The following is a 20,649-nucleotide window of genomic DNA, read 5'->3' as shown; positions in this document are numbered from 1 at the left end:
TTTCTATGACAGACATTCATCGAATTCCTAAACGCTGCGGGTTTCTATGACAGACATTCATCGAATTCCTAGGCTAATTCCCACTCAAATCTTCTTGTACACTCTACCTGTTCTTCACTAATCTATCTTTATAACGCTGTGTTTTACGATTAATCTTCAACGCTTCTTCCAAATTATGATACTTCAAAGTATAGGTCGTATAATTACCCTTTTTATTTATATGACAGTGTTTTTGAAAAAAACGATAAATTGTACTTTTATTAACTTCATCGTTGATTAGATAAGTGAAAATACGCTGAGTCATTGGTTGATTATAAAACAAATATTTATAGTCATGCATGGCGCGAAGTAAATGTGAATCATGACTTTCTATAGTTTCACACTCCGCACAAATAAACTGGAATCGTTTCTTTATCAGATTAAAGTTGCCGCATTCACCGCAATATAGACCTCGTCGCAGCTGGTTAATATCTGCAGTCTTCTCAAAATAAGTATTATCCACTACAGAATTTCTAATCGTGTTAGCTATACTTTTAGCTTTATTTTCAAGTCTCTCATTGTAAAATTGTCGAAGATACTTCCTTAAATTATTACGCACAATTGTTTCTTGCCAAATACGCTGATCTTCAGAAGTTAATCTGAAATCATCACTTGTAAATATTAATGCCGCTTCCACTTTTACGTGCAAGTCCGCATCATCCATCAAATTCATTAATTTCCCTTTAGCTCTGTCCAGCTGTGCGAAGGCATTATCATTAATTGGTTTATTATTTCTGAACCACCTGTTACTCTCATACCGGTAATCTCCCGTATAATTTTTAATTTCATTAATAACCACCCTGTTTTCAGAAATGATTATCGTATCATATTGAGTATCTGTATTTCCTATCTTAAGATAAACATCTCTAATCACATAAATATTCTCGTGACCAACTTCATCTAAAATCTGATCATACTGACACTCTCCTTCATAACCTTTCTTTATCATTTCTTTTTCGTGTTTCTCCTGTTTGCTGAGATCTTTTCTAAAAGACAGTGAATTGTAATATAAAAGCTCAAGCGGCATACTTCGTTTATTTAAAAACATTTAAGTTCCTCCTTTAATATAAAAAGTACCTCTTATCCTATATATACGAGAAAATGGCATTTTTCTTTTAAAAAAGTTACTTTAAATCAATTTTTGTAAAACTGGTGGTAATATTACACAAACGTGCTTACTTTTGGATTTTAATGGATGTTGAATTTCTCCGATTTGTATATAAATATTTATAGATACTTGATATATTAAAAGATTAGGGTGCTATAAGATGAAGCGGATGCTGTGCGTAATCCCGCTCATACGACCACACCAAAAATCTGCCCAAACGCCAAAAAAACTCCCCTCCGAGTCCGCTTATCACGGTCCCGAAAGGGAGTTCTTTTTCTGTTTAGCTCGTAATCTCAAGTTCTTGAAAAAAGTCTTAAGCATCGCACGGCATTCTTCCTCGAGCACCCCGCTCACCACATCCGCGCGGTGGTTAAAGCGCGGTTCGTCCAACAGGTTCATCAGACTGTCGACGGTGCCGCCTTTAGGGTCCGGCGCGCCGTAGACTACCAGCGGCACCCGCGACATTATTATCGCGCCGGAGCACATGACACATGGTTCCAGCGTGACGTATAGTGTGCAGTCTTCCAGCCGGAATGAACCGACCGCTTCTGCTGCTGCCTGGATAGCGAGCAGTTCTGCATGGGTTACGGGATTCTGTGTAGTTTCCCTGAGGTTATGCGCCCGGCTGATAATTTCTCCGTCTTTCACGACAACTGCGCCGATGGGCACTTCGCCCAATGCTTCTGCTTTTTTTGCTTCTTCAATCGCAGCTTTCATAAATATTTCATGCATCGAGAAGAAACTTCCCATCCGCATCGTATAAGTCTGTTATGCTGTCGACAATCTGATCGGCACCGTTTAAATGTTCGAGCTGTCCGGTACCGCTCAGCACACCGATAGTGTACAAACCTTCATCGTAGCCGAGCATTGTATCAGCAGCATTGTCACCGATCATTACGAGATTTTCAACTGCATATTGGTGTTTATCGATAAAGTCTTTAATAAAACCGAATTGCGGTTTGTAATAGTCGTTGTCATCGCCGCAAATCACGTCAAATATGTACGGCTCGAGCTCGAACTTTTCAACAAATCTCAGTGTCGAGTCCCTGCTGTCGCTCGTGACAATTACGTTTTTATAGCCGTTATTTAAACCATGCTGAAGCACAGTTTTAACACCATCGATGAGCTCCATATCGTCAGCTAGCATCTGGAGATTGGATTCGTAAAAATCCTTCGCCCATTCTCCGCCGCCCTCTTTGAACGATTCAAATACTTTATGGATATCGCTGCCGGTTCCTGAAGCAACTGTCGAGTTCGCTTTAATTTCTCCGTCGATATAGCCCAGCGCCTCGGCAACTTCCGATTTTATGTCATCTGCCTTAAAATCTTCGACAAACGCATCTATGCTTTTTTTAGCATATGGTGTCCACAGCTTATGAAAATCTAACAGTGTCCCATCCTTATCGTATAAAAGTATACGGTCCATTAGTCACCCTCCACGAACCGGACGGGACATTTACTTAAATTCCCGCCTGGTTCTTCTCCTGTATCGCTTCTATCATTGTATCAGTCATCTTGTCCAAATCAAAAGTTGCTGTAAAGTCCCACTGGCGTTTTGCTTCGGATGCATCAATGCTGTCCGGCCAGCTCTCGGCAATGCCTTGTCTGACAGGATCAACGTCGTAGTCAAGTTTGAAGTCAGGATAATGACGGCGGATTGATGCTGCCACCATTTCCGGCTCCAGACTCATATTCGTGACATTAAACGCATTACGGTTTTCGAGTTTCTCTCCATCCACTTCCATCAGGTCAATAATCGCTTGAATCGCGTCGTCCATGTACATCATGTCCATAAACGTATCTTTGCCGATAAATGAAGTGTACTTGCCGTTTTTAACCGCTTCGAAGTAAATTTCTACAGCATAGTCCGTCGTGCCGCCGCCTGGTTCTCTTACGTGTGAGATTAAACCTGGAAAACGTACGCCGCGCGTGTCCACGCCGAATTTCTCAAAGTAGTAATCGCACAGTAGTTCTCCCGATACTTTATTGACACCGTAGATCGTTGTCGGACGCTGAATTGTCGTCTGCGGTGTATTTACTTTCGGCGTCTCCGGACCAAATGCACCGATGGAACTTGGTGTAAAGAACTGCATATTAAGAGTGCGTGCTGTTTCAAGTGCGTTAACCAGCCCGCCCATATTAATATTCCATGCAAGCATCGGATCTTTTTCACATGTTGCACTAAGCAGTGCTGCCAGGTGCATAATTGTGTCCGCCTTAAATTCTTTTGCCGTCTGTTCCATTGCTTTGTAGTCTGTAACATCTAAAATTTCGAAGGCCTTGCCTTCAAGCGGTGAATTCACAGGTTCTTTAATATCAGTCGGCAGAACGTTGTCCTCACCATAAATTTCTCTTAATTTAACGGTTAACTCTGTCCCAATTTGCCCGAGCGCCCCTGTAACTATAATTCGTTCCATGATTGTTTCCCCTTATTCGAAAAGTTTATGTTTTAGTTAATAATTCCCATTTCACGGCCGACTTTAGCGTAAATTTCAAGCGCTTTGTCGAGCATTTCTTTCGTGTGCGCCGCTGTTGGCATGTTTCTTACGCGTCCCGTACCTTTAGGCACTGTCGGGAAGACGATTGATTTTGCATAGACGCCTTCTTCTTTCAGACGTTTTGAAAATTCCTGAGCTTTTTTCTCGTCACCAATAATACAAGGTGTAATCGGTGTTTCTGACTTGCCGATTTCAAAGCCTAAATCTTTCAGACCGGCTTTAAGATAATCACCGTTTTCCCAAAGTTTATCGTGCAGTTCAGTTGAAGCCATTAAAGTTTTAACCGCTTCAGTAATTGCTTTCGTATCCCCCGGTGTTAACGACGTCGAGAATAAGAATGGACGCGCCGCAACTTTCAGGTAATCGATTAAATCCTGTGACCCGGCAACATAACCGCCGACAACACCGATTGCTTTCGATAAAGTACCCATTTGAAGATCGATTTCTTTTTCAAGACCGAAATGTTTAACTGTGCCGGCCCCTTTGCCCATTACACCTGAACCGTGCGCGTCATCGACATATGTGATTAAGTCGAATTCTTTTGCGATCTCGACGATTTCAGGAAGTTTCGCAACATCGCCGTCCATTGAGAATACACCGTCTGTGATGTACATTACTTTTTTATAGAGACCTGATTCCACTGCTTCTTTTGCTTTGGCACGGAGATCATCCATATCAGAATGGTTTACACGGATAATTTTAGCTCTAGATAAACGGCACCCGTCGATAATTGACGCATGGTTTAATTCATCAGATAAAATCGCATCTTCTTTATTCATGACACCTTGAATTGCTGCCATATTACAGTTGAAACCTGATTGGAAAGCAACTGCTGCTTCAGTCCCTTTGAATTCTGCAAGCTTGTTTTCCAGTTCCACGTGAAGATCCAGTGTACCGTTGATTGTACGTACGGCACCCGCACCGACACCATGTGATTTAATTGCTTCTATTGCTGCTGCTTTTAATTTTTCATCCGTAGCAAGACCTAAATAGTTATTCGAAGATAAGTTAATTAAGCTCTTGCCGGCTACTGTAATTTCAGGACCGTTTGCGCCTTCTACTACATCTATTTCATTGTATAAGCCGTTGTCTTTCAAATACTCTAAGTTCGATTGTAAATACTGTTCTAATTTTTGTGACATATACGTCCCCTCCTTACTTTGTATTTTATCATATCTAAGCGCTTTCTTTGAACGATATCCAATAGTTTATATTGTTGTAATTTTCTCACTTTTGAGCGATTTATATTTTAAACTGGGGCGCGCTCTGATAATATGAATAGAAAATAGTTATGGAGGTTCAATCATGAGCATTAAAGATATCGCATCATCAAAACTTCCCGAGATGGTTACGAACAGAAGACATATGCATATGCATCCGGAAGTGTCATTTACAGAGAAAGAAACGTACCAGTTTATTTTAGGTAAGCTGAAGCAGCATCCTGAATTAAACATTCGTGAAAACGTCGGCAGAAACGATGAAAACGAAGGTGCCGGTATCGTTGCTTCTATTGGCTCAGGCAGCCCGCATATTGCTGTGCGCGCTGATTTTGACGCACTCCCGATTGAAGACCAAAAAGATGTCCCTTATAAATCTCAAAATCCCGGGGCTATGCACGCTTGCGGTCACGATGGTCATACGAGTACCCTTTTAGGTCTCGTGGATGCTGTGGTGGCTAATAAGGACAATTTAAGCGGTACTGTATCCTTTATCTTCCAGTACGGTGAAGAAGAACAGCCGGGAGGGGCCAAGGCTATGGTTGAGGACAATGCCCTCGAAGGTGTCGATAAAGTATACGGTCAGCATTACTGGAGCCAGTTTGATACGCATGAAGTTCAGACAACTCCAGGCGCAATGATAGCAAGCCCCGACGGTTTCTACATTACGCTCCAAGGTTCCGGCGGACATGCCGCTTATCCCGATTTAACGGTCGATCCAATTGTCATCGCTGCAGAACTGATTACCAACCTGCAGACTGCAGTATCCCGTCAGATTTCACCGATTGAAAATGCTGTCGTTACTGTCGGCAGTGTGCGCGGCGGAGATGCGTTCAATGTTATTCCCGATACTGTTAAAATCATCGGCACCGTACGCACTTTCAAACAGGAAGTAAAAGAAAAAATATATGAAATATTTAAAAACGAAGTGGAATACACTACTAAAAAACGCGGTGCGACTGCCGATATGAAATATACATTCGGCTACCCCGCTGTAATAAATCACGAAGAAGAAGCTCAGGTAATTGAAGAAGCCGCAAAAGATCTCGGCCTGCCTTTTAAAGAAGCAGATCCTTTAATGATCGGTGAGGATTTCTCTTATTATATTTTAGATAAGCCCGGTGCGTTTTTCTATACGGGTACAGGGAACGAGGACAAGAAAACAACACCTGCACACCATACTGATATGTTTGATATCGATGAAGATGCAATGGAAACCGCACTGATGATGTTTATGAAAATCTTAGAAAAAGAAGCGGTGATTAAATGGATGTAAAGTCAATTGAATCAGCCGTGAATAAACAGTTCGGCGAAATGGTGCAGCTGCGCAGACATCTGCACATGTATCCTGAGCTGTCGTTTAAGGAAATTCATACCCCTGCTTATATCGCAGATTACCTGCGCAGTCTAGGCATCGAAGTACAAGAAGGCGTCGGCGGGCGCGGCGTGGTCGGCAGACTGATTATTGATGAGTCGCTGCCGACAGTCGCACTAAGAGCAGATTTCGACGCACTGCCGATTCAGGATTTAAAAGATACACCTTATAAATCAACAGTTCCCGGTGTGATGCATGCTTGCGGTCACGATGCTCATACAGCAATTGTACTTACTGCCGCTAAGATTTTAAGCGGTATGAAGGAGGAACTGAAAGGCAATATCGTCTTTATTCATCAGCACGCAGAAGAAGTTGATCCGGGCGGCGCAATTCAAATGATTGCAGACGGCTGTCTCGACGGCGTAGACGCTATTTTCGGCCAGCACGTCTCAACGTCTTTAGACGTCGGCAAGATCGGCTATAAGTACGGTACAGCAACGGGGATACCCGATGACTTTACAATTACTTTAAAAGGCCGGGGCGGCCACGCCTCACGTCCGCATGACACAATCGATCCCGTCGCCGCAGGCATTGCGCTCTGCAATCAGCTTCAGTACGCTGTGACAAGACGCACGAATGCAATGGATTCTGTCGTGTTATCAATAACGATGTTCAATGCCGGCAATCAGCATAATGTTATTCCGGATGAAGTGACGATCGGCGGAACAATCCGCACATTTAATCACGACATGCAGGACCTGATGATTAAAGAACTCAACCGGACGCTTGAAGGGCTCGTTACAACGACCCGCGTCTCGTATACCCTCGATTATATGAAAGGCTACCCGCCTGTAGTCAACGATGATGAAATGACCGATATCGTTGTCGAAAGTGCCGGCAGAATTTCGACTGTTAACGAAACAATCAGACTTGAACCGGACCTCGGCGGCGAAGATTTTTCTTATTATCTGCAGCGTGTTCCGGGCACATTCTTTTATACAGGTGTTAAAAACTCAAGTTTTAAAGCAGATTTCCCTCACCACCACGCCCACTTTGATATCGATGAAAAAGGGATGGTCAACGCAGTAAACGTTATGCTGGAATCTGTATTTACATATTTAGAAAAGGAGTCCCGATAATGGATATAAAACAACTAATAAATGAACACTATGATTCTATGGTGGAACTTCGCAGATATATGCATCAGCATCCTGAAATATCCTTCCAGGAAATGAATACAAAAAAATGGATTTACGACCAGATAAAAGATCTCGGTCTGGATATCAGGCAGGATGTCGGAGGTAATGGTATCGTTGCACGCCTGCAGGTCAATGACGATTTTGACACGGTGGCACTGCGTGCGGATTTTGATGCACTGCCGATTCACGATGAAAAAGACGTTCCGTACAAATCAAAAACTCCCGGCGTAATGCATGCATGCGGACACGATGCACATACAGCTATGCTGATTACGATGGCTAAAATTTTATCGGCTCATAAAGAAGAATTGCCGGTCAACGTTGTATTCTTACATCAGCATGCTGAAGAGCTGCTGCCGGGCGGTGCGAAAGCAATGATTGAAGACGGTGCGCTCGCAAACGTTGATTATGTATTCGGTACTCACGTTTCAACTAAATTCCCGGTCGGAACGATTAAATATAACTACGATACGATGTATGCGAACGCAGACTCGTTTAAAATCACTGTAAACGGACTCGGCGGCCATGGTGCGACACCGCAGGTCACTCATGACCCGATTATCGCCTCTGCGTCACTGATTCAGCAAATACAGACAATTGTGTCCCGTTCTGTGAGTCCTCTGGATTCAGCAGTAGTGACACTCGGCGCATATAATGCCGGGACAGTATTTAATGTTATTCCGGGCAAGGCCGAGCTTAAAGGCACATTCAGAACTTATACACAGGAAGTAAGAGATATAGTAGCCAAGCGTCTTGAACAGATCTGCTTAGGCATCAGTGCAAGTTTCAATGTTAATGCTGACCTTGAAATTATGTACGGCTATCCGTCAATGAAAAACGATCACGCCCTTCTCGACTACGTTGTTGATAACGTCAGGGAAGATGCGGCATTCGTTTCAGGTGTTGAAGAAGTCGGTCCTGCAATGGGCGGAGAAGATTTCTCCTACTTTATCCAGGAAAAACCGGGCTGCTATTTCTACACCGGTGTCAGCAACAGCGAGAAAAAAGCTGATATCCCGCATCATCATCCGATGTTCGATATCGATGAGGACGGCATGAAGACCGGCGTTGAAACTCTCTTGAAAGCAGTTGTAAATTTCGATAAAAGATAACATTAAAAATAAACAAAAAAAGAGCTGAGATAAAATCTCAGCTCTTTTATTTATAGTTATAACAATTCAAAAATTATTATTTTTGGATTGAAGTTACAACGCCTGATCCTACAGTACGTCCACCTTCGCGGATTGAGAAACGAGTACCGTCTTCAATAGCGATTGGTGAAATAAGTTCTACTGTCATTTCAATGTTGTCACCAGGCATAACCATTTCAGTTCCTTCTGGTAAGTTACATACGCCAGTTACATCCGTTGTACGGAAGTAGAACTGCGGGCGGTAGTTAGTGAAGAATGGAGTGTGACGTCCACCCTCTTCTTTTGAAAGCACATAAACATCAGCAGTGAAGTCTGTGTGCGGTGTGATTGATCCTGGAGCAGCTAAAACCTGTCCACGCTGGATGTCTTCACGCGCAACACCACGTAAAAGAGCACCGATGTTGTCACCAGCTTCAGCGTAATCAAGAAGCTTACGGAACATTTCTACACCTGTAACAGTTGTTTTCTTAGATTCAGTGATACCGATGATTTCGATTTCTTCGCCGACTTTAACTTGTCCACGCTCAACACGTCCTGTAGCAACAGTACCACGGCCAGTGATTGAGAATACATCCTCAACAGGCATCATGAATGGCTTGTCAGAATCGCGTTCCGGAGTAGGGATGTACTCGTCAACAGCGTCCATAAGATCAAGAATTTTTTGTTCGTACTCTTCGTCGCCTTCAAGAGCTTTAAGAGCTGAACCAGAGATTACTGGAAGGTCGTCGCCAGGGAAGTCATACTCAGAAAGTAATTCACGAACTTCCATTTCAACTAATTCAAGTAATTCTTCGTCGTCTACCATGTCAACTTTGTTTAAGAATACAACAAGTGCAGGTACACCTACGTTACGTGAAAGCAGGATGTGCTCACGAGTTTGTGGCATTGGGCCATCAGCAGCAGATACTACTAAGATTCCGCCGTCCATTTGTGCAGCACCAGTGATCATGTTTTTAACATAGTCAGCGTGTCCTGGGCAGTCTACGTGTGCGTAGTGACGTTTTTCAGTTTCGTACTCGATGTGAGACGTGTTAATTGTAATACCACGCTCTTTTTCTTCAGGTGCGTTGTCTACCATGTCGTAGCTTTGTGCTTCTCCGCCACCGTGTTTAGATAATACAGTCGCAATAGCAGCTGTTAAAGTTGTTTTACCGTGGTCAACGTGACCAATAGTACCAATGTTGGCATGCGTTTTAGAACGGTCAAATTTTTCTTTACCCATTGTAAAATACCTCTCCTTATATAGAACATTATTTTTTATTTAAAATTCGAAAACGGGATATACCCGTCTCGAAGTCTTTCTTACAACACTTATATAGCATTTATTCTAAAAAATCAAGTATATGAATTAAGCACCTGTATTTTTCTTGATGATTTCTTCAGATACTGATTTAGGAACCTGCTCGTAGTGGTCGAATACCATTGAATAAGTACCGCGACCTTGAGTGTTTGAACGTAATGATGTTGCGTATCCGAACATTTCAGAAAGTGGAACGAATGCATTAACGACTTGAGCGTTACCGCGAGCGTTCATACCTTCTACACGTCCGCGACGGCTTGTAACGTCACCCATGATATCACCTAAATATTCTTCAGGCATAACGATTTCAACTTTCATCATCGGCTCTAGAAGAACTGCTTTACAAACTTTAGCAGCTTCTTTCAGTGCAAGTGATGCAGCGACTTTAAACGCCATCTCAGATGAATCGACATCGTGGTATGAACCATCGTAAAGTCTAGCCTTAACGTCAACTAATGGATAGCCGGCAAGTACACCGTTTTCCATTGAATCTCTAAGTCCAGCTTCTACGGATGGAATATATTCACGTGGAACTACCCCGCCGACGATACCGTTTTCGAATTCGAAACCAGCACCTTGTTCGTTTGGAGTAAATTCAATGTGAACGTCACCGAACTGACCGCGTCCACCAGATTGGCGGGCGAATTTACCTTGTACCTTAGCAGGCACTGTAAACGTTTCACGGTAAGATACCATTGGCGCACCAACGTTACATTCAACTTTGAATTCACGTTTCATGCGGTCAACAAGTACGTCCAGGTGAAGCTCACCCATACCGCCGATAATAACCTGGCCAGTTTCCTGGTCAGTACGGGCAGTGAACGTCGGATCTTCTTCTTGTAATTTAACAAGTGCAGTCGTTAACTTATCCTGGTCGCCTTTAGACTTCGGCTCAACCGATAAGTGAATAACCGGTTCAGGGAATTCCATAGACTCAAGGATTACGTTAAGTTTCTCTTGTGTAAGAGTGTCACCTGTACCAGTGTCTTTAAGACCTACTGCAGCAGCGATATCACCCGAATAAACGGTTGAGATTTCTTCACGTGAGTTAGCGTGCATCTGTAAGATACGACCAACACGTTCACGTTTGCCTTTAGTAGTATTCTGGACGTAAGAACCAGCATCAAGTGTACCTGAGTACACGCGGAAGAAAGTAAGTTTACCAACGAATGGATCTGTCATTACTTTAAACGCTAATGCTGCAAACGGCTCAGAATCATCTGGTTTTGCAATATATTCTTCTTCTTCATTATCGACTTTATGACCAACAATAGGTTTAACGTCTAATGGAGATGGAAGATAGTCCACTACTGCGTCAAGCAGTAATTGAACACCTTTGTTTTTAAATGCAGTACCGCATAATGCTGGGTAGAACTCAACATCACAAGTCGCTTTACGAATTGCTGCTTTAAGTTCTTCAACAGAGAATTCTTCTCCACCGAGGTATTTTTCCATAACGTTTTCATTAACGTCAGCTAAACCTTCGATTAGAGCTTCTCTTGCTTCTACAGCTCTTTCCATGTGCTCTTCAGGAATTTCAACTGTTTCAATATCAGTTCCTAAATCGTTTCCGTAAAGATGAGCTTTCATTTCTACAAGATCAATGATTCCTGAGAAATCATCTTCAGCACCAATTGGAATTTGCAGCGGGTGTGTATTTGCTTGTAAACGATCTCTGATAGTACCTACTGAATACTGGAAGTCAGCACCAATTTTGTCCATCTTGTTTACGAATACAAGTCTTGGAACGCCGTATGTTGTCGCTTGACGCCATACTGTTTCTGTTTGTGGCTCAACACCTGATTGTGCATCAAGTACAGTAACCGCACTATCAAGTACACGTAATGAACGCTCAACTTCAACAGTGAAGTCTACGTGTCCAGGTGTATCGATAATGTTTACACGGTGTCCGTCCCACTCGGCTGTTGTTGCAGCAGATGTGATTGTGATTCCACGTTCCTGCTCCTGCTCCATCCAGTCCATTTGTGAAGCACCTTCGTGCGTTTCACCAAGTTTGTGGATACGTCCTGTGTAATAAAGAATACGTTCAGTAGTCGTAGTTTTACCTGCATCGATGTGAGCCATGATACCGATATTACGAGTATTTTCTAAAGTGAATGGTCTTGCCATGAGTATTCTTTTCTCCTTCCAGGTATGGATTAGATTTAAATACTAAAGGGCAAAGCATCCTACCAGCGGTAGTGTGCAAATGCTCTGTTAGCTTCAGCCATTTTATGACTTTCTTCGCGTTTCTTAACTGCTCCACCTGTGTTGTTTGCAGCATCAAGAATTTCGTTAGCTAATCTTTCTTCCATTGTCTTTTCCCCACGCAGACGTGCGTAGTTCACAAGCCAACGTAAGCTGAGAGTAGTACGTCGTTCTGGACGAACTTCAACCGGAACTTGGTAGTTTGACCCACCAACACGGCGTGCTTTAACTTCAAGAAGTGGCATAATGTTTTCAATTGCTTCGTCAAAAACCTCCATAGCATCTTTACCAGAGCGTTCTTGTACTAGATCAAATGCGTTATAAAGAATTTTTTGCGAAGTTCCTCGTTTACCGTCGATCATCATCTTGTTGATGAGTTTAGTCACAAGCTTAGAGTTGTGAATAGGATCCGGCAATACATCTCTTTTTGGTACTGGACCTTTACGTGGCATAATTATCCTCCTTCCAATTTTTATTTTATCATTTTTTAAAATTTTCTTGTTAGTCTAAAGTGACCGAATTTTACTTGTCGCCTTTAGGTTTTTTAGCACCGTAATGTGAACGGCTTTGTCTGCGTCCTTCAACACCTGAAGTATCAAGCGCACCACGAACTACGTGATAACGTACCCCCGGTAAGTCTTTAACTCGTCCTCCGCGGATAAGTACAACACTATGTTCTTGCAGGTTGTGACCAATCCCAGGAATATACGCGTTCACTTCAATGTTATTTGATAATCTTACACGTGCATATTTACGTAGAGCAGAGTTTGGTTTTTTAGGAGTCATAGTACCTACACGTGTACAAACACCGCGTTTTTGTGGCGCAGCGTCAGTAGTAACGCGTTTCTTAAGACTGTTAAAACCTCTGTTCAATGCAGGCGATGCAGATTTTTTTGATTTAGTACTGCGTGACTTTCTGATCAACTGATTAATAGTTGGCATAATCGAATATCCTCCTCTCGTTTTCTTAATCCACACATCCAGGTGGTTCATTTTTAGAGTATAAAAAATCTGTAAGATCTAAATCTTACATAAAATACACTTTGTCTCCTTTATGACTGGGCGCAAAGTCCCTCATAAAGTAACCTTAACTATAATACCATCGCGGCAACTTTCGTGTCAAGCATTCCCGATATAAAAATTAATATCGCCAAGACATAAAAAGATTAACATAAATATCTCTTCATGGCTATTATAAACATGAAGTTTTTATAAAGAAACCGCCCCTGTTACGGAGCGGCTCTGGCACATACATTTGACCCATAAATGCATGTTTTCCTCTTATCAATATCGCCCGTTAAAATTAGTCTTCTAAAAGAACTACTTCATCTTCTGATACTGCTTTTTCAGCTACATCTATTTCTACGTCTTTATACTTAGGCATTCCTGTACCTGCAGGGATAAGTTTACCGATAATAACGTTCTCTTTAAGACCGAGAAGATCATCGCGTTTCCCTTTAATCGCTGCATCTGTCAGTACACGAGTTGTCTCCTGGAAGCTGGCAGCTGACAAGAAGCTTTCAGTTTCAAGAGATGCTTTCGTAATACCAAGCAGTACCGGTTTTGCTGTTGCCGGACGTTTTCTCTTCTTGAATATTTCTTTGTTAGCGTCAGTAAACGTATGAATCTCTACTAAAGCACCTGGTAATAATGAAGTGTCTCCGGCATCGATAATGCGTACTTTACGCAGCATTTGACGAACCATAACCTCAACGTGTTTATCGCCGATTTCTACCCCTTGCATGCGGTATACTTTCTGCACTTCTTTAAGCAGATATTCCTGTGTCGTATTTAATCCAGCTACTTGAAGCAGCTGTTTAGGTTCGATTGAACCTTCGTTTAATACTTCACCCGGACCGACTTTGTCGCCAATTTCAACCAGCAGGCGTGCAGCTCCCGGTACCATATAAGTACGCGTTTCGTGCTCACCTTTAACTTTAACTTCCTGCTGACGGTCTTTAACGACTTCAATATCCGTTACCGTACCGTGAATTTCTGAAATCTGCGCCTGTCCTTTCGGATTACGCGCTTCAAATAATTCCTGGATACGCGGTAAACCTTGTGTAATATCGCTACCTGCTACACCACCTGTGTGGAATGTACGCATTGTAAGCTGTGTACCCGGCTCACCAATTGATTGAGCGGCAATTGTACCAACTGCTTCGCCGACCTCAACTTTTTCACCAGTCGCAAGATTTTTACCATAACAGCGTTCACATACACCATGACGTGTATTACATGTAAATGCTGAACGGATATAAACTTCTTCAAGTCCGCTGTTTACGATTTCTTTAGCAATATCCGGCGTAATAAGCTCATTACTGCCAAGTATTACTTCATTTGTTTCCGGATGTCTAACTGTTTCTTTAACATAACGGCCTTCTAAACGGTCGATAAGCGGTTCGATAAGTTCTGAACCTTCTGTCAGTGCAGAAACATGCAGTCCTTTATCCGTACCACAATCTTCGTCTCTTACGATAACATCCTGAGCGACATCAACAAGACGGCGTGTCAAGTAACCCGAGTCAGCAGTTTTCAGTGCTGTATCGGCAAGACCTTTACGCGCACCGTGAGTTGAAATAAAGTACTCAAGTACTGTCAGTCCTTCACGGAAACTTGATTTGATTGGAAGCTCGATGATCTCACCTGACGGGTTGGCCATAAGTCCGCGCATACCAGCAAGCTGCGTAAAGTTTGACGCGTTACCACGGGCACCTGAGTCACTCATCATAAAGATCGGATTCAGACGGTGCAGTGATGCCATCAGTTTTTCCTGGATGATATCTTTAGCTTTTGTCCAAAGTTCAATAACAGCATTGTAACGTTCTTCTTCAGTAATTAAACCGCGTGAGAACTGCTTTTGAACTCTTTCAACTTTCTCTTCAGTATCGTCGATGATGACCTGTTTTTCAGGAAGTACAACGATATCTGCAACTCCTACCGTAATACCGGCTTTCGCGGAGTATTTAAAACCTAAATCTTTCATCAGGTCAAGCATTACAGATGTTTCTGTAATGTGGAACTTGTTGAAGACTTCAGCGATAATCTGTCCAAGGTATTTCTTGTCGAATGGAGCAACAAGAGGCATTTCCTGGATTTTTCCAGCTAAACCTTCTTCACCTAAGTCTTTACCATCGATGAAATATTTATTTGGCGTTTTACGCTCTAAGTTTTCGCGTGTAGGTTCGTTAATATATGGGAATGACGGCGGCATGATCTGGTTAAATATCACTTTACCGACAGTCGTCATTAATAATTTACCTTTGTTTTCTGCTGAAACTTTTTCTTCAGACAATGGCTGTGTATGAAGTCCGATACGTGTATGAAGTGATGTATAACCATTTTGGTAAGCCATCACAACTTCATCGATACTCTTGAAGATATGTCCTTCGTTCTTCATGTCTTCGCGCTCAAGTGTTAAGTAGTAGTTACCAAGTACCATATCCTGTGACGGAGTAACTACCGGCTTGCCATCTTTAGGGTTAAGAATGTTTTGAGCAGCGAGCATCAGCATACGCGCTTCAGCCTGTGCTTCTTTAGATAAAGGAACGTGTACCGCCATCTGGTCACCGTCAAAGTCAGCGTTATACGCTGTTGTAACTAACGGGTGAAGACGGATTGCACGGCCTTCCACTAATTTAGCTTCGAAAGCCTGGATACCAAGACGGTGAAGTGTTGGTGCACGGTTTAACAGTACCGGGTGCTCGGAAATAACATCTTCCAGAACATCCCATACTTCATTTTCCATACGCTCAATCTTACCTTTGGCATTTTTAATGTTAGTTGCTAAGTCGCGTGAGACAAGCTCTTTCATAACGAAAGGCTTAAACAGTTCCAATGCCATTTCTTTCGGCAGACCGCACTGATACATTTTCAAGCTTGGTCCAACAACGATTACCGAACGCCCTGAATAGTCAACACGTTTACCAAGAAGGTTTTGACGGAAACGTCCCTGTTTACCTTTAAGCATGTGAGACAGTGATTTAAGCGGACGGTTACCCGGTCCTGTAACAGGACGCCCGCGGCGTCCGTTATCGATAAGCGCATCTACAGCTTCCTGCAGCATACGTTTTTCATTTTGGACTATAATTCCGGGAGCGCCTAAATCAAGAAGGCGTTTTAGACGGTTGTTACGGTTAATAACACGACGGTATAAGTCGTTCATATCACTCGTAGCAAAACGTCCGCCGTCAAGCTGTACCATAGGACGGATTTCCGGTGGAATAATCGGCAGCACATCGAGAATCATCCATGTTGGATCATTTCCTGAATGACGGAATGCTTCAACCACTTCAAGGCGTTTGATCGCACGAGTCAGACGTTGTCCTGTCGCTGTTTCCAGTTCTTTTCTAAGCTGTTCAAGTTCTGCATTCAAGTCAATTTGGTTAAGCAAATCTTTAATTGCTTCAGCACCCATTTTCGCTGTGAAAGTATTACCGAATTTATCGTAATACTCACGGTATTCACGTTCGCTCAGCAGCTGTTTAGGCTCGAGACCTGTAGGTCCCGGCTTAATTACAGCGTAAGATGCGAAATAGATAATTTCTTCAAGTGAGCGGGGTGACATATCTAAAAGAAGACCCATACGTGACGGGATTCCTTTGAAATACCAAATGTGAGTTACAGGAGCAGCAAGTTCAATATGCCCCATTCTTTCACGTCTTACTTTAGCGCGTGTAACTTCAACTCCGCAGCGGTCACAAACCATGCCTTTATATCTGACACGTTTGTATTTACCACAGCTACATTCCCAGTCTTTAGTTGGTCCGAAAATCTTCTCACAGAATAAACCATCACGTTCCGGTTTTAATGTTCTGTAGTTGATCGTTTCCGGTTTCTTCACTTCACCGAAAGACCATGAACGAATTTTTTCGGGTGACGCTAAACCAATTTTCATATATTTAAATCTATTAACATCTATCAATGAGCTTTCCTCCCTAAAGTTTTCTCAGCTCAGCACATTACTCAGTAACATTTTCATTTTTAGCTGAAGCAGTTACGTTGTCCGATTGAGTCGGTTGGCTTTCTATCTCATCATCTTCTGTATCGCGCAATTCAATTTCTTCGTCGTTTTCATCCATGATACTTACGTCAAGGCCTAAACTTTGAAGTTCTTTCATCAATACTCTGAATGACTCAGGAACGCCTGGTTTCGGCAGGTTTTCGCCTTTAACAATCGCTTCGTATGTTTTCACACGTCCGACAGTATCATCGGATTTAACTGTTAGAATTTCTTGTAATGTGTATGCAGCACCATATGCTTCAAGTGCCCATACTTCCATCTCACCAAAACGCTGTCCACCGAATTGCGCTTTACCACCAAGCGGCTGCTGCGTTACTAGTGAATATGGTCCAGTACTTCTTGCGTGAAGTTTATCGTCAACCATGTGTGCAAGTTTAAGCATGTACATTACACCGACAGAAATACGGTTTTCAAACGGTTCGCCTGAACGTCCGTCGTATAATACCGTCTTACCGTCGCGTGCCAGTCCAGCTTCTTCCATTGTAGACCACACATCGTCTTCATTCGCTCCATCAAATACAGGAGATGCCATTCTTAAGCCCATTGCACGTGCCGCCATACCGAGGTGCAGTTCAAGCACCTGACCGATGTTCATACGAGATGGAACTCCGAGCGGGTTAAGCATGATGTCAATTGGCGTGCCATCAGGCATGTAAGGCATATCTTCTTCTGGTAAAATTTTCGAAATAACACCTTTGTTACCGTGGCGCCCACACATTTTATCTCCTTCAGAGATCTTTCTCTTCTGAACGATATAAACGCGTACAAGCTGGTTCACACCAGGTGATAATTCATCTCCGTCTTCACGGTTAAAGACTTTAACGTCAAGCACGATTCCGCCTGCTCCGTGAGGAACACGCAGTGAAGTATCTCTAACTTCACGAGCTTTTTCTCCGAAGATTGCATGCAGCAGACGTTCTTCTGCTGTTAATTCCGTCACACCTTTAGGCGTTACTTTACCGACAAGAATATCGCCGTCGATAACTTCAGCACCGATGTGAACAATTCCGCGGTCGTCCAGCTTCTTAAGTGCGCTGTCAGAAACGTTTGGAATATCACGTGTAATTTCTTCAGGTCCGAGTTTAGTATCTCTTGATTCAGATTCGTATTCTTCAATATGAATTGAAGTGTATACATCCTGTTTCACAAGACGTTCACTCATAATTACAGCATCCTCATAGTTATAACCGTCCCAAGTCATGAAGCCGACAACAAGGTTACGTCCAAGCGCCATTTCACCGTTGTCCATAGAAGGACCATCAGCTAATATTTCACCTTTTGTAACGATATCGCCTTCAGTAATAATCGGTTTTTGGTTATAACATGTCCCTGCGTTTGAACGCACGAATTTAGACATTCTGTAAACATCTTTTTCTGTTTCTACATCTTTACCGTTTTTATCTTCAATACGGCGAACATGAATTTCTTTTGCTTCAACATGTTCAACGCGCCCTCTGTAGCGGGATACTACAGCAGCACCTGAGTCGCGGGCAGACACATGTTCCATACCTGTACCGATAAACGGTGATTCAGGGTTTAATAATGGAACTGCCTGACGCTGCATGTTCGCACCCATAAGTGCACGGTTAGAGTCATCGTTCTCAAGGAATGGAATACAAGCTGTCGCAGCAGATACTACCTGCTTAGGCGATACATCCATGTAGTCCATACGATCACGCTGCATCTGTGTGTTGTTTCCGCGGAACCGGCAGATAACTTCCTCGTCGAGGAATGCGCCATCTTCACCGAGAACAGCGTTTGCCTGTGCAACGACATAGCTGTCTTCTTCGTCAGCTGTTAAGTAATCGATTTGATTCGTTACTTTATTCGTTTCAGGGTCCACTTTTCTATACGGAGTTTCGATAAAACCGAAGTCGTTAACACGTGCATAACTCGACAGCGTGTTAATCAGTCCGATGTTCGGCCCCTCAGGAGTTTCAATCGGGCACATGCGTCCGTAGTGAGAATAGTGAACGTCACGTACTTCCATGCCGGCACGTTCACGAGTTAAACCGCCGGGCCCTAATGCTGAAAGACGACGTTTGTGCGTCAATTCTGCGAGCGGGTTCGTCTGGTCCATGAACTGTGATAATTGCGAGCTACCGAAGAACTCTTTAATAGATGCAATGACCGGACGGATATTAATCAGTTGCTGCGGTGTTACTGTTTCAGTGTCCTGAATAGACATTCTTTCACGTACAACACGCTCCATACGGGAAACACCGATACGGAATTGGTTTTGCAGCAATTCACCGACTGAACGCAGACGACGATTACCAAGGTGGTCGATATCATCTGTAAAGCCGACACCTTCTAATAAGTTAAAGAAATAACTCATTGAAGATATAATATCTGAAGGTGTGATCGATTTAACTTCCACATCAGGGAAGGCATTGCCGATTACTGTCGTTGAATGCTCTTCGTTGTTACGTGACTTCACTTTCACCGATTGAATTTCAACAGGCTCGTCTAAAAGACCCTGTTCAAGGTGATAAGTTTGCAGGTTTGCTGTTGTTTCAAGCTGTTCCATAATCGAATCCAGAGTACGGCGGTCGATCGTTGATCCTGCTTCAGCAATAATTTCACCTGTCTCTGAGTCGACAACCGGTTCTGTTAGCACTTGGTTGAAGAGACGGTTTTGCAGATGAAGCTTCTTATTCATCTTGTAGCGTCCGACATTTGCCAGATCGTAACGTTTCGGATCAAAGAACCTCGAATATAATAAATTACGTGCATTTTCTACTGTTGGCGGTTCGCCTGGACGCAATCTTTCGTAAATTTCTAACAGGGCCTGGTCGACTGTTTCCGTCGCATCTTTCTCAAGCGTATTACGAAGATATTCGTTATCGCCAAGAAGGTTGATGATTTCTTCGTCAGTTGCAAAGCCTAACGCACGTAATAATACCGTCATCGGCAATTTACGTGTGCGGTCAATTCTGACATATACGACATCTTTTGCGTCGATTTCATATTCTAACCATGCGCCACGGTTAGGGATGACTGTTGCTCCGAAGTTCAATTTACCATTCTTGTCGAACTTCTCAGAGAAATATACAGACGGGCTTCTTACTAATTGAGATACGATTACGCGCTCTGCTCCATTAATAATAAAAGTACCTGTATCGGTCATCAATGGGAAATCTCCCATAAATACGTCCTGCTCTTTAACTTCGCCGGTTTCTTTGATGACTAAGCGAACTTTCACTCTCAGCGGTGCTGAGTAAGTTGAATCGTGATCTTTCGCTTCTTCCTCGTTATACTTCGGTTCGCCGAGCTTATAATCGACAAACTCTAAAGACATATTCCCTGTAAAATCTTCTACTGGAGAAATATCTTTAAACATTTCGATTAGACCGGTTTCTAAGAACCACTCGTACGATTTCGTCTGAATCTCAATTAAGTTAGGTAATTCTAACTTCTCTTCGATACGCGCATAACTTCTACGTTGTGCATGTCTTCCATACTGAATCAATTGACTCATCGACAGATTCACCCCTAATAATATTTGCGTAAACTATAATGGACGCTTAACAGCGGAACAGTCCAAAAGACAAAAAGAAAACGGAATCGTATTCAACTCCATTTCCTATT

The 20,649-nt window shown here is 42.9% G+C and carries 14 protein-coding genes; 3 read left to right on the top strand and 11 right to left on the bottom strand.

The annotated features are described in order from the left end of the window. Positions 1-103 precede the first annotated feature (103 nt). The 5 genes from H625_RS0112090 to H625_RS0112070 form a co-directional block, all read right to left on the bottom strand. On the bottom strand, positions 104-1,087 hold the full coding sequence (locus H625_RS0112090; protein ID WP_026860153.1) for a nuclease-related domain-containing protein: 984 nt from the start codon (positions 1,085-1,087) through the stop codon (positions 104-106). Between the two features lie 309 nt (positions 1,088-1,396). Next, a complete protein-coding gene (gene tadA / locus H625_RS0112085; protein WP_026860152.1) occupies positions 1,397-1,879 on the bottom strand; it encodes a tRNA adenosine(34) deaminase TadA in 483 nt (160 codons plus the stop codon). Next, on the bottom strand, positions 1,872-2,573 hold the full coding sequence (locus H625_RS0112080) for an HAD family hydrolase (protein WP_026860151.1): 702 nt from the start codon (positions 2,571-2,573) through the stop codon (positions 1,872-1,874). Before H625_RS0112080 ends, tadA begins: the two co-directional genes overlap by 8 nt. 34 nt (positions 2,574-2,607) lie before the next feature. Then, positions 2,608-3,564, bottom strand: coding sequence for an NAD-dependent epimerase/dehydratase family protein (locus tag H625_RS0112075; RefSeq protein ID WP_026860150.1), 957 nt, complete (start codon positions 3,562-3,564; stop codon positions 2,608-2,610). Between the two features lie 32 nt (positions 3,565-3,596). Next, a complete protein-coding gene (locus tag H625_RS0112070) occupies positions 3,597-4,787 on the bottom strand; it encodes a glycine C-acetyltransferase (protein WP_026860149.1) in 1,191 nt (396 codons plus the stop codon). Positions 4,788-4,950: 163 nt separating this feature from the next. On the opposite strand from H625_RS0112070, the gene H625_RS0112065 reads away from it, so the two are divergent. The 3 genes from H625_RS0112065 to H625_RS0112055 are packed head-to-tail and all read left to right on the top strand — an operon-like array spanning position 4,951 to position 8,488. Beyond that, complete coding sequence (locus H625_RS0112065; protein ID WP_026860148.1) at positions 4,951-6,138, top strand: M20 metallopeptidase family protein; 1,188 nt, start codon at positions 4,951-4,953, stop codon at positions 6,136-6,138. Further along, positions 6,129-7,316: an amidohydrolase gene (locus tag H625_RS0112060; RefSeq protein WP_026860147.1), complete on the top strand. Its 1,188-nt coding sequence runs from the start codon at positions 6,129-6,131 to the stop codon at positions 7,314-7,316. The genes H625_RS0112065 and H625_RS0112060 overlap by 10 nt, the downstream gene beginning before the upstream one ends. After that, positions 7,316-8,488, top strand: a complete 1,173-nt coding sequence (locus H625_RS0112055) for a M20 metallopeptidase family protein (protein ID WP_026860146.1) — start codon at positions 7,316-7,318, stop codon at positions 8,486-8,488. The genes H625_RS0112060 and H625_RS0112055 overlap by 1 nt, the downstream gene beginning before the upstream one ends. A gap of 76 nt (positions 8,489-8,564) precedes the next feature. Here the strand turns inward: H625_RS0112055 and tuf are convergent, their stop codons facing one another. From tuf to rpoB, 6 genes are all read right to left on the bottom strand, one after another. Continuing rightward, on the bottom strand, positions 8,565-9,749 hold the full coding sequence (tuf, locus tag H625_RS0112050; protein WP_026860145.1) for an elongation factor Tu: 1,185 nt from the start codon (positions 9,747-9,749) through the stop codon (positions 8,565-8,567). A 126-nt stretch (positions 9,750-9,875) separates the two neighbouring features. Further along, the gene (gene fusA, locus H625_RS0112045) at positions 9,876-11,957 is read right to left on the bottom strand and encodes an elongation factor G (protein ID WP_026860144.1); all 2,082 of its coding nucleotides are present in this window, start codon (positions 11,955-11,957) and stop codon (positions 9,876-9,878) included. Positions 11,958-12,016: 59 nt separating this feature from the next. Then, a complete protein-coding gene (gene rpsG, locus H625_RS0112040; protein ID WP_026860143.1) occupies positions 12,017-12,487 on the bottom strand; it encodes a 30S ribosomal protein S7 in 471 nt (156 codons plus the stop codon). 70 nt (positions 12,488-12,557) lie between these two features. Continuing rightward, a complete protein-coding gene (gene rpsL / locus H625_RS0112035; protein WP_026860142.1) occupies positions 12,558-12,977 on the bottom strand; it encodes a 30S ribosomal protein S12 in 420 nt (139 codons plus the stop codon). Between the two features lie 361 nt (positions 12,978-13,338). Continuing rightward, a complete protein-coding gene (gene rpoC / locus H625_RS0112030; protein ID WP_026860141.1) occupies positions 13,339-16,959 on the bottom strand; it encodes a DNA-directed RNA polymerase subunit beta' in 3,621 nt (1,206 codons plus the stop codon). A 37-nt stretch (positions 16,960-16,996) separates the two neighbouring features. Continuing rightward, positions 16,997-20,539 (bottom strand): DNA-directed RNA polymerase subunit beta, encoded by a 3,543-nt coding sequence (gene rpoB / locus H625_RS0112025; RefSeq protein WP_026860140.1) that lies wholly within the window; start codon positions 20,537-20,539, stop codon positions 16,997-16,999. Positions 20,540-20,649: the final 110 nt, after the last annotated feature.

It is taken from the genome of Jeotgalicoccus psychrophilus DSM 19085 (assembly GCF_000425845.1).
Taxonomy (GTDB): Bacteria; Bacillota; Bacilli; order Staphylococcales; family Salinicoccaceae; genus Jeotgalicoccus; species Jeotgalicoccus psychrophilus.
The sequence above is the reverse complement of the archived record's forward strand: the minus strand, read 5'-3'. Positions and strand labels throughout refer to the sequence as shown.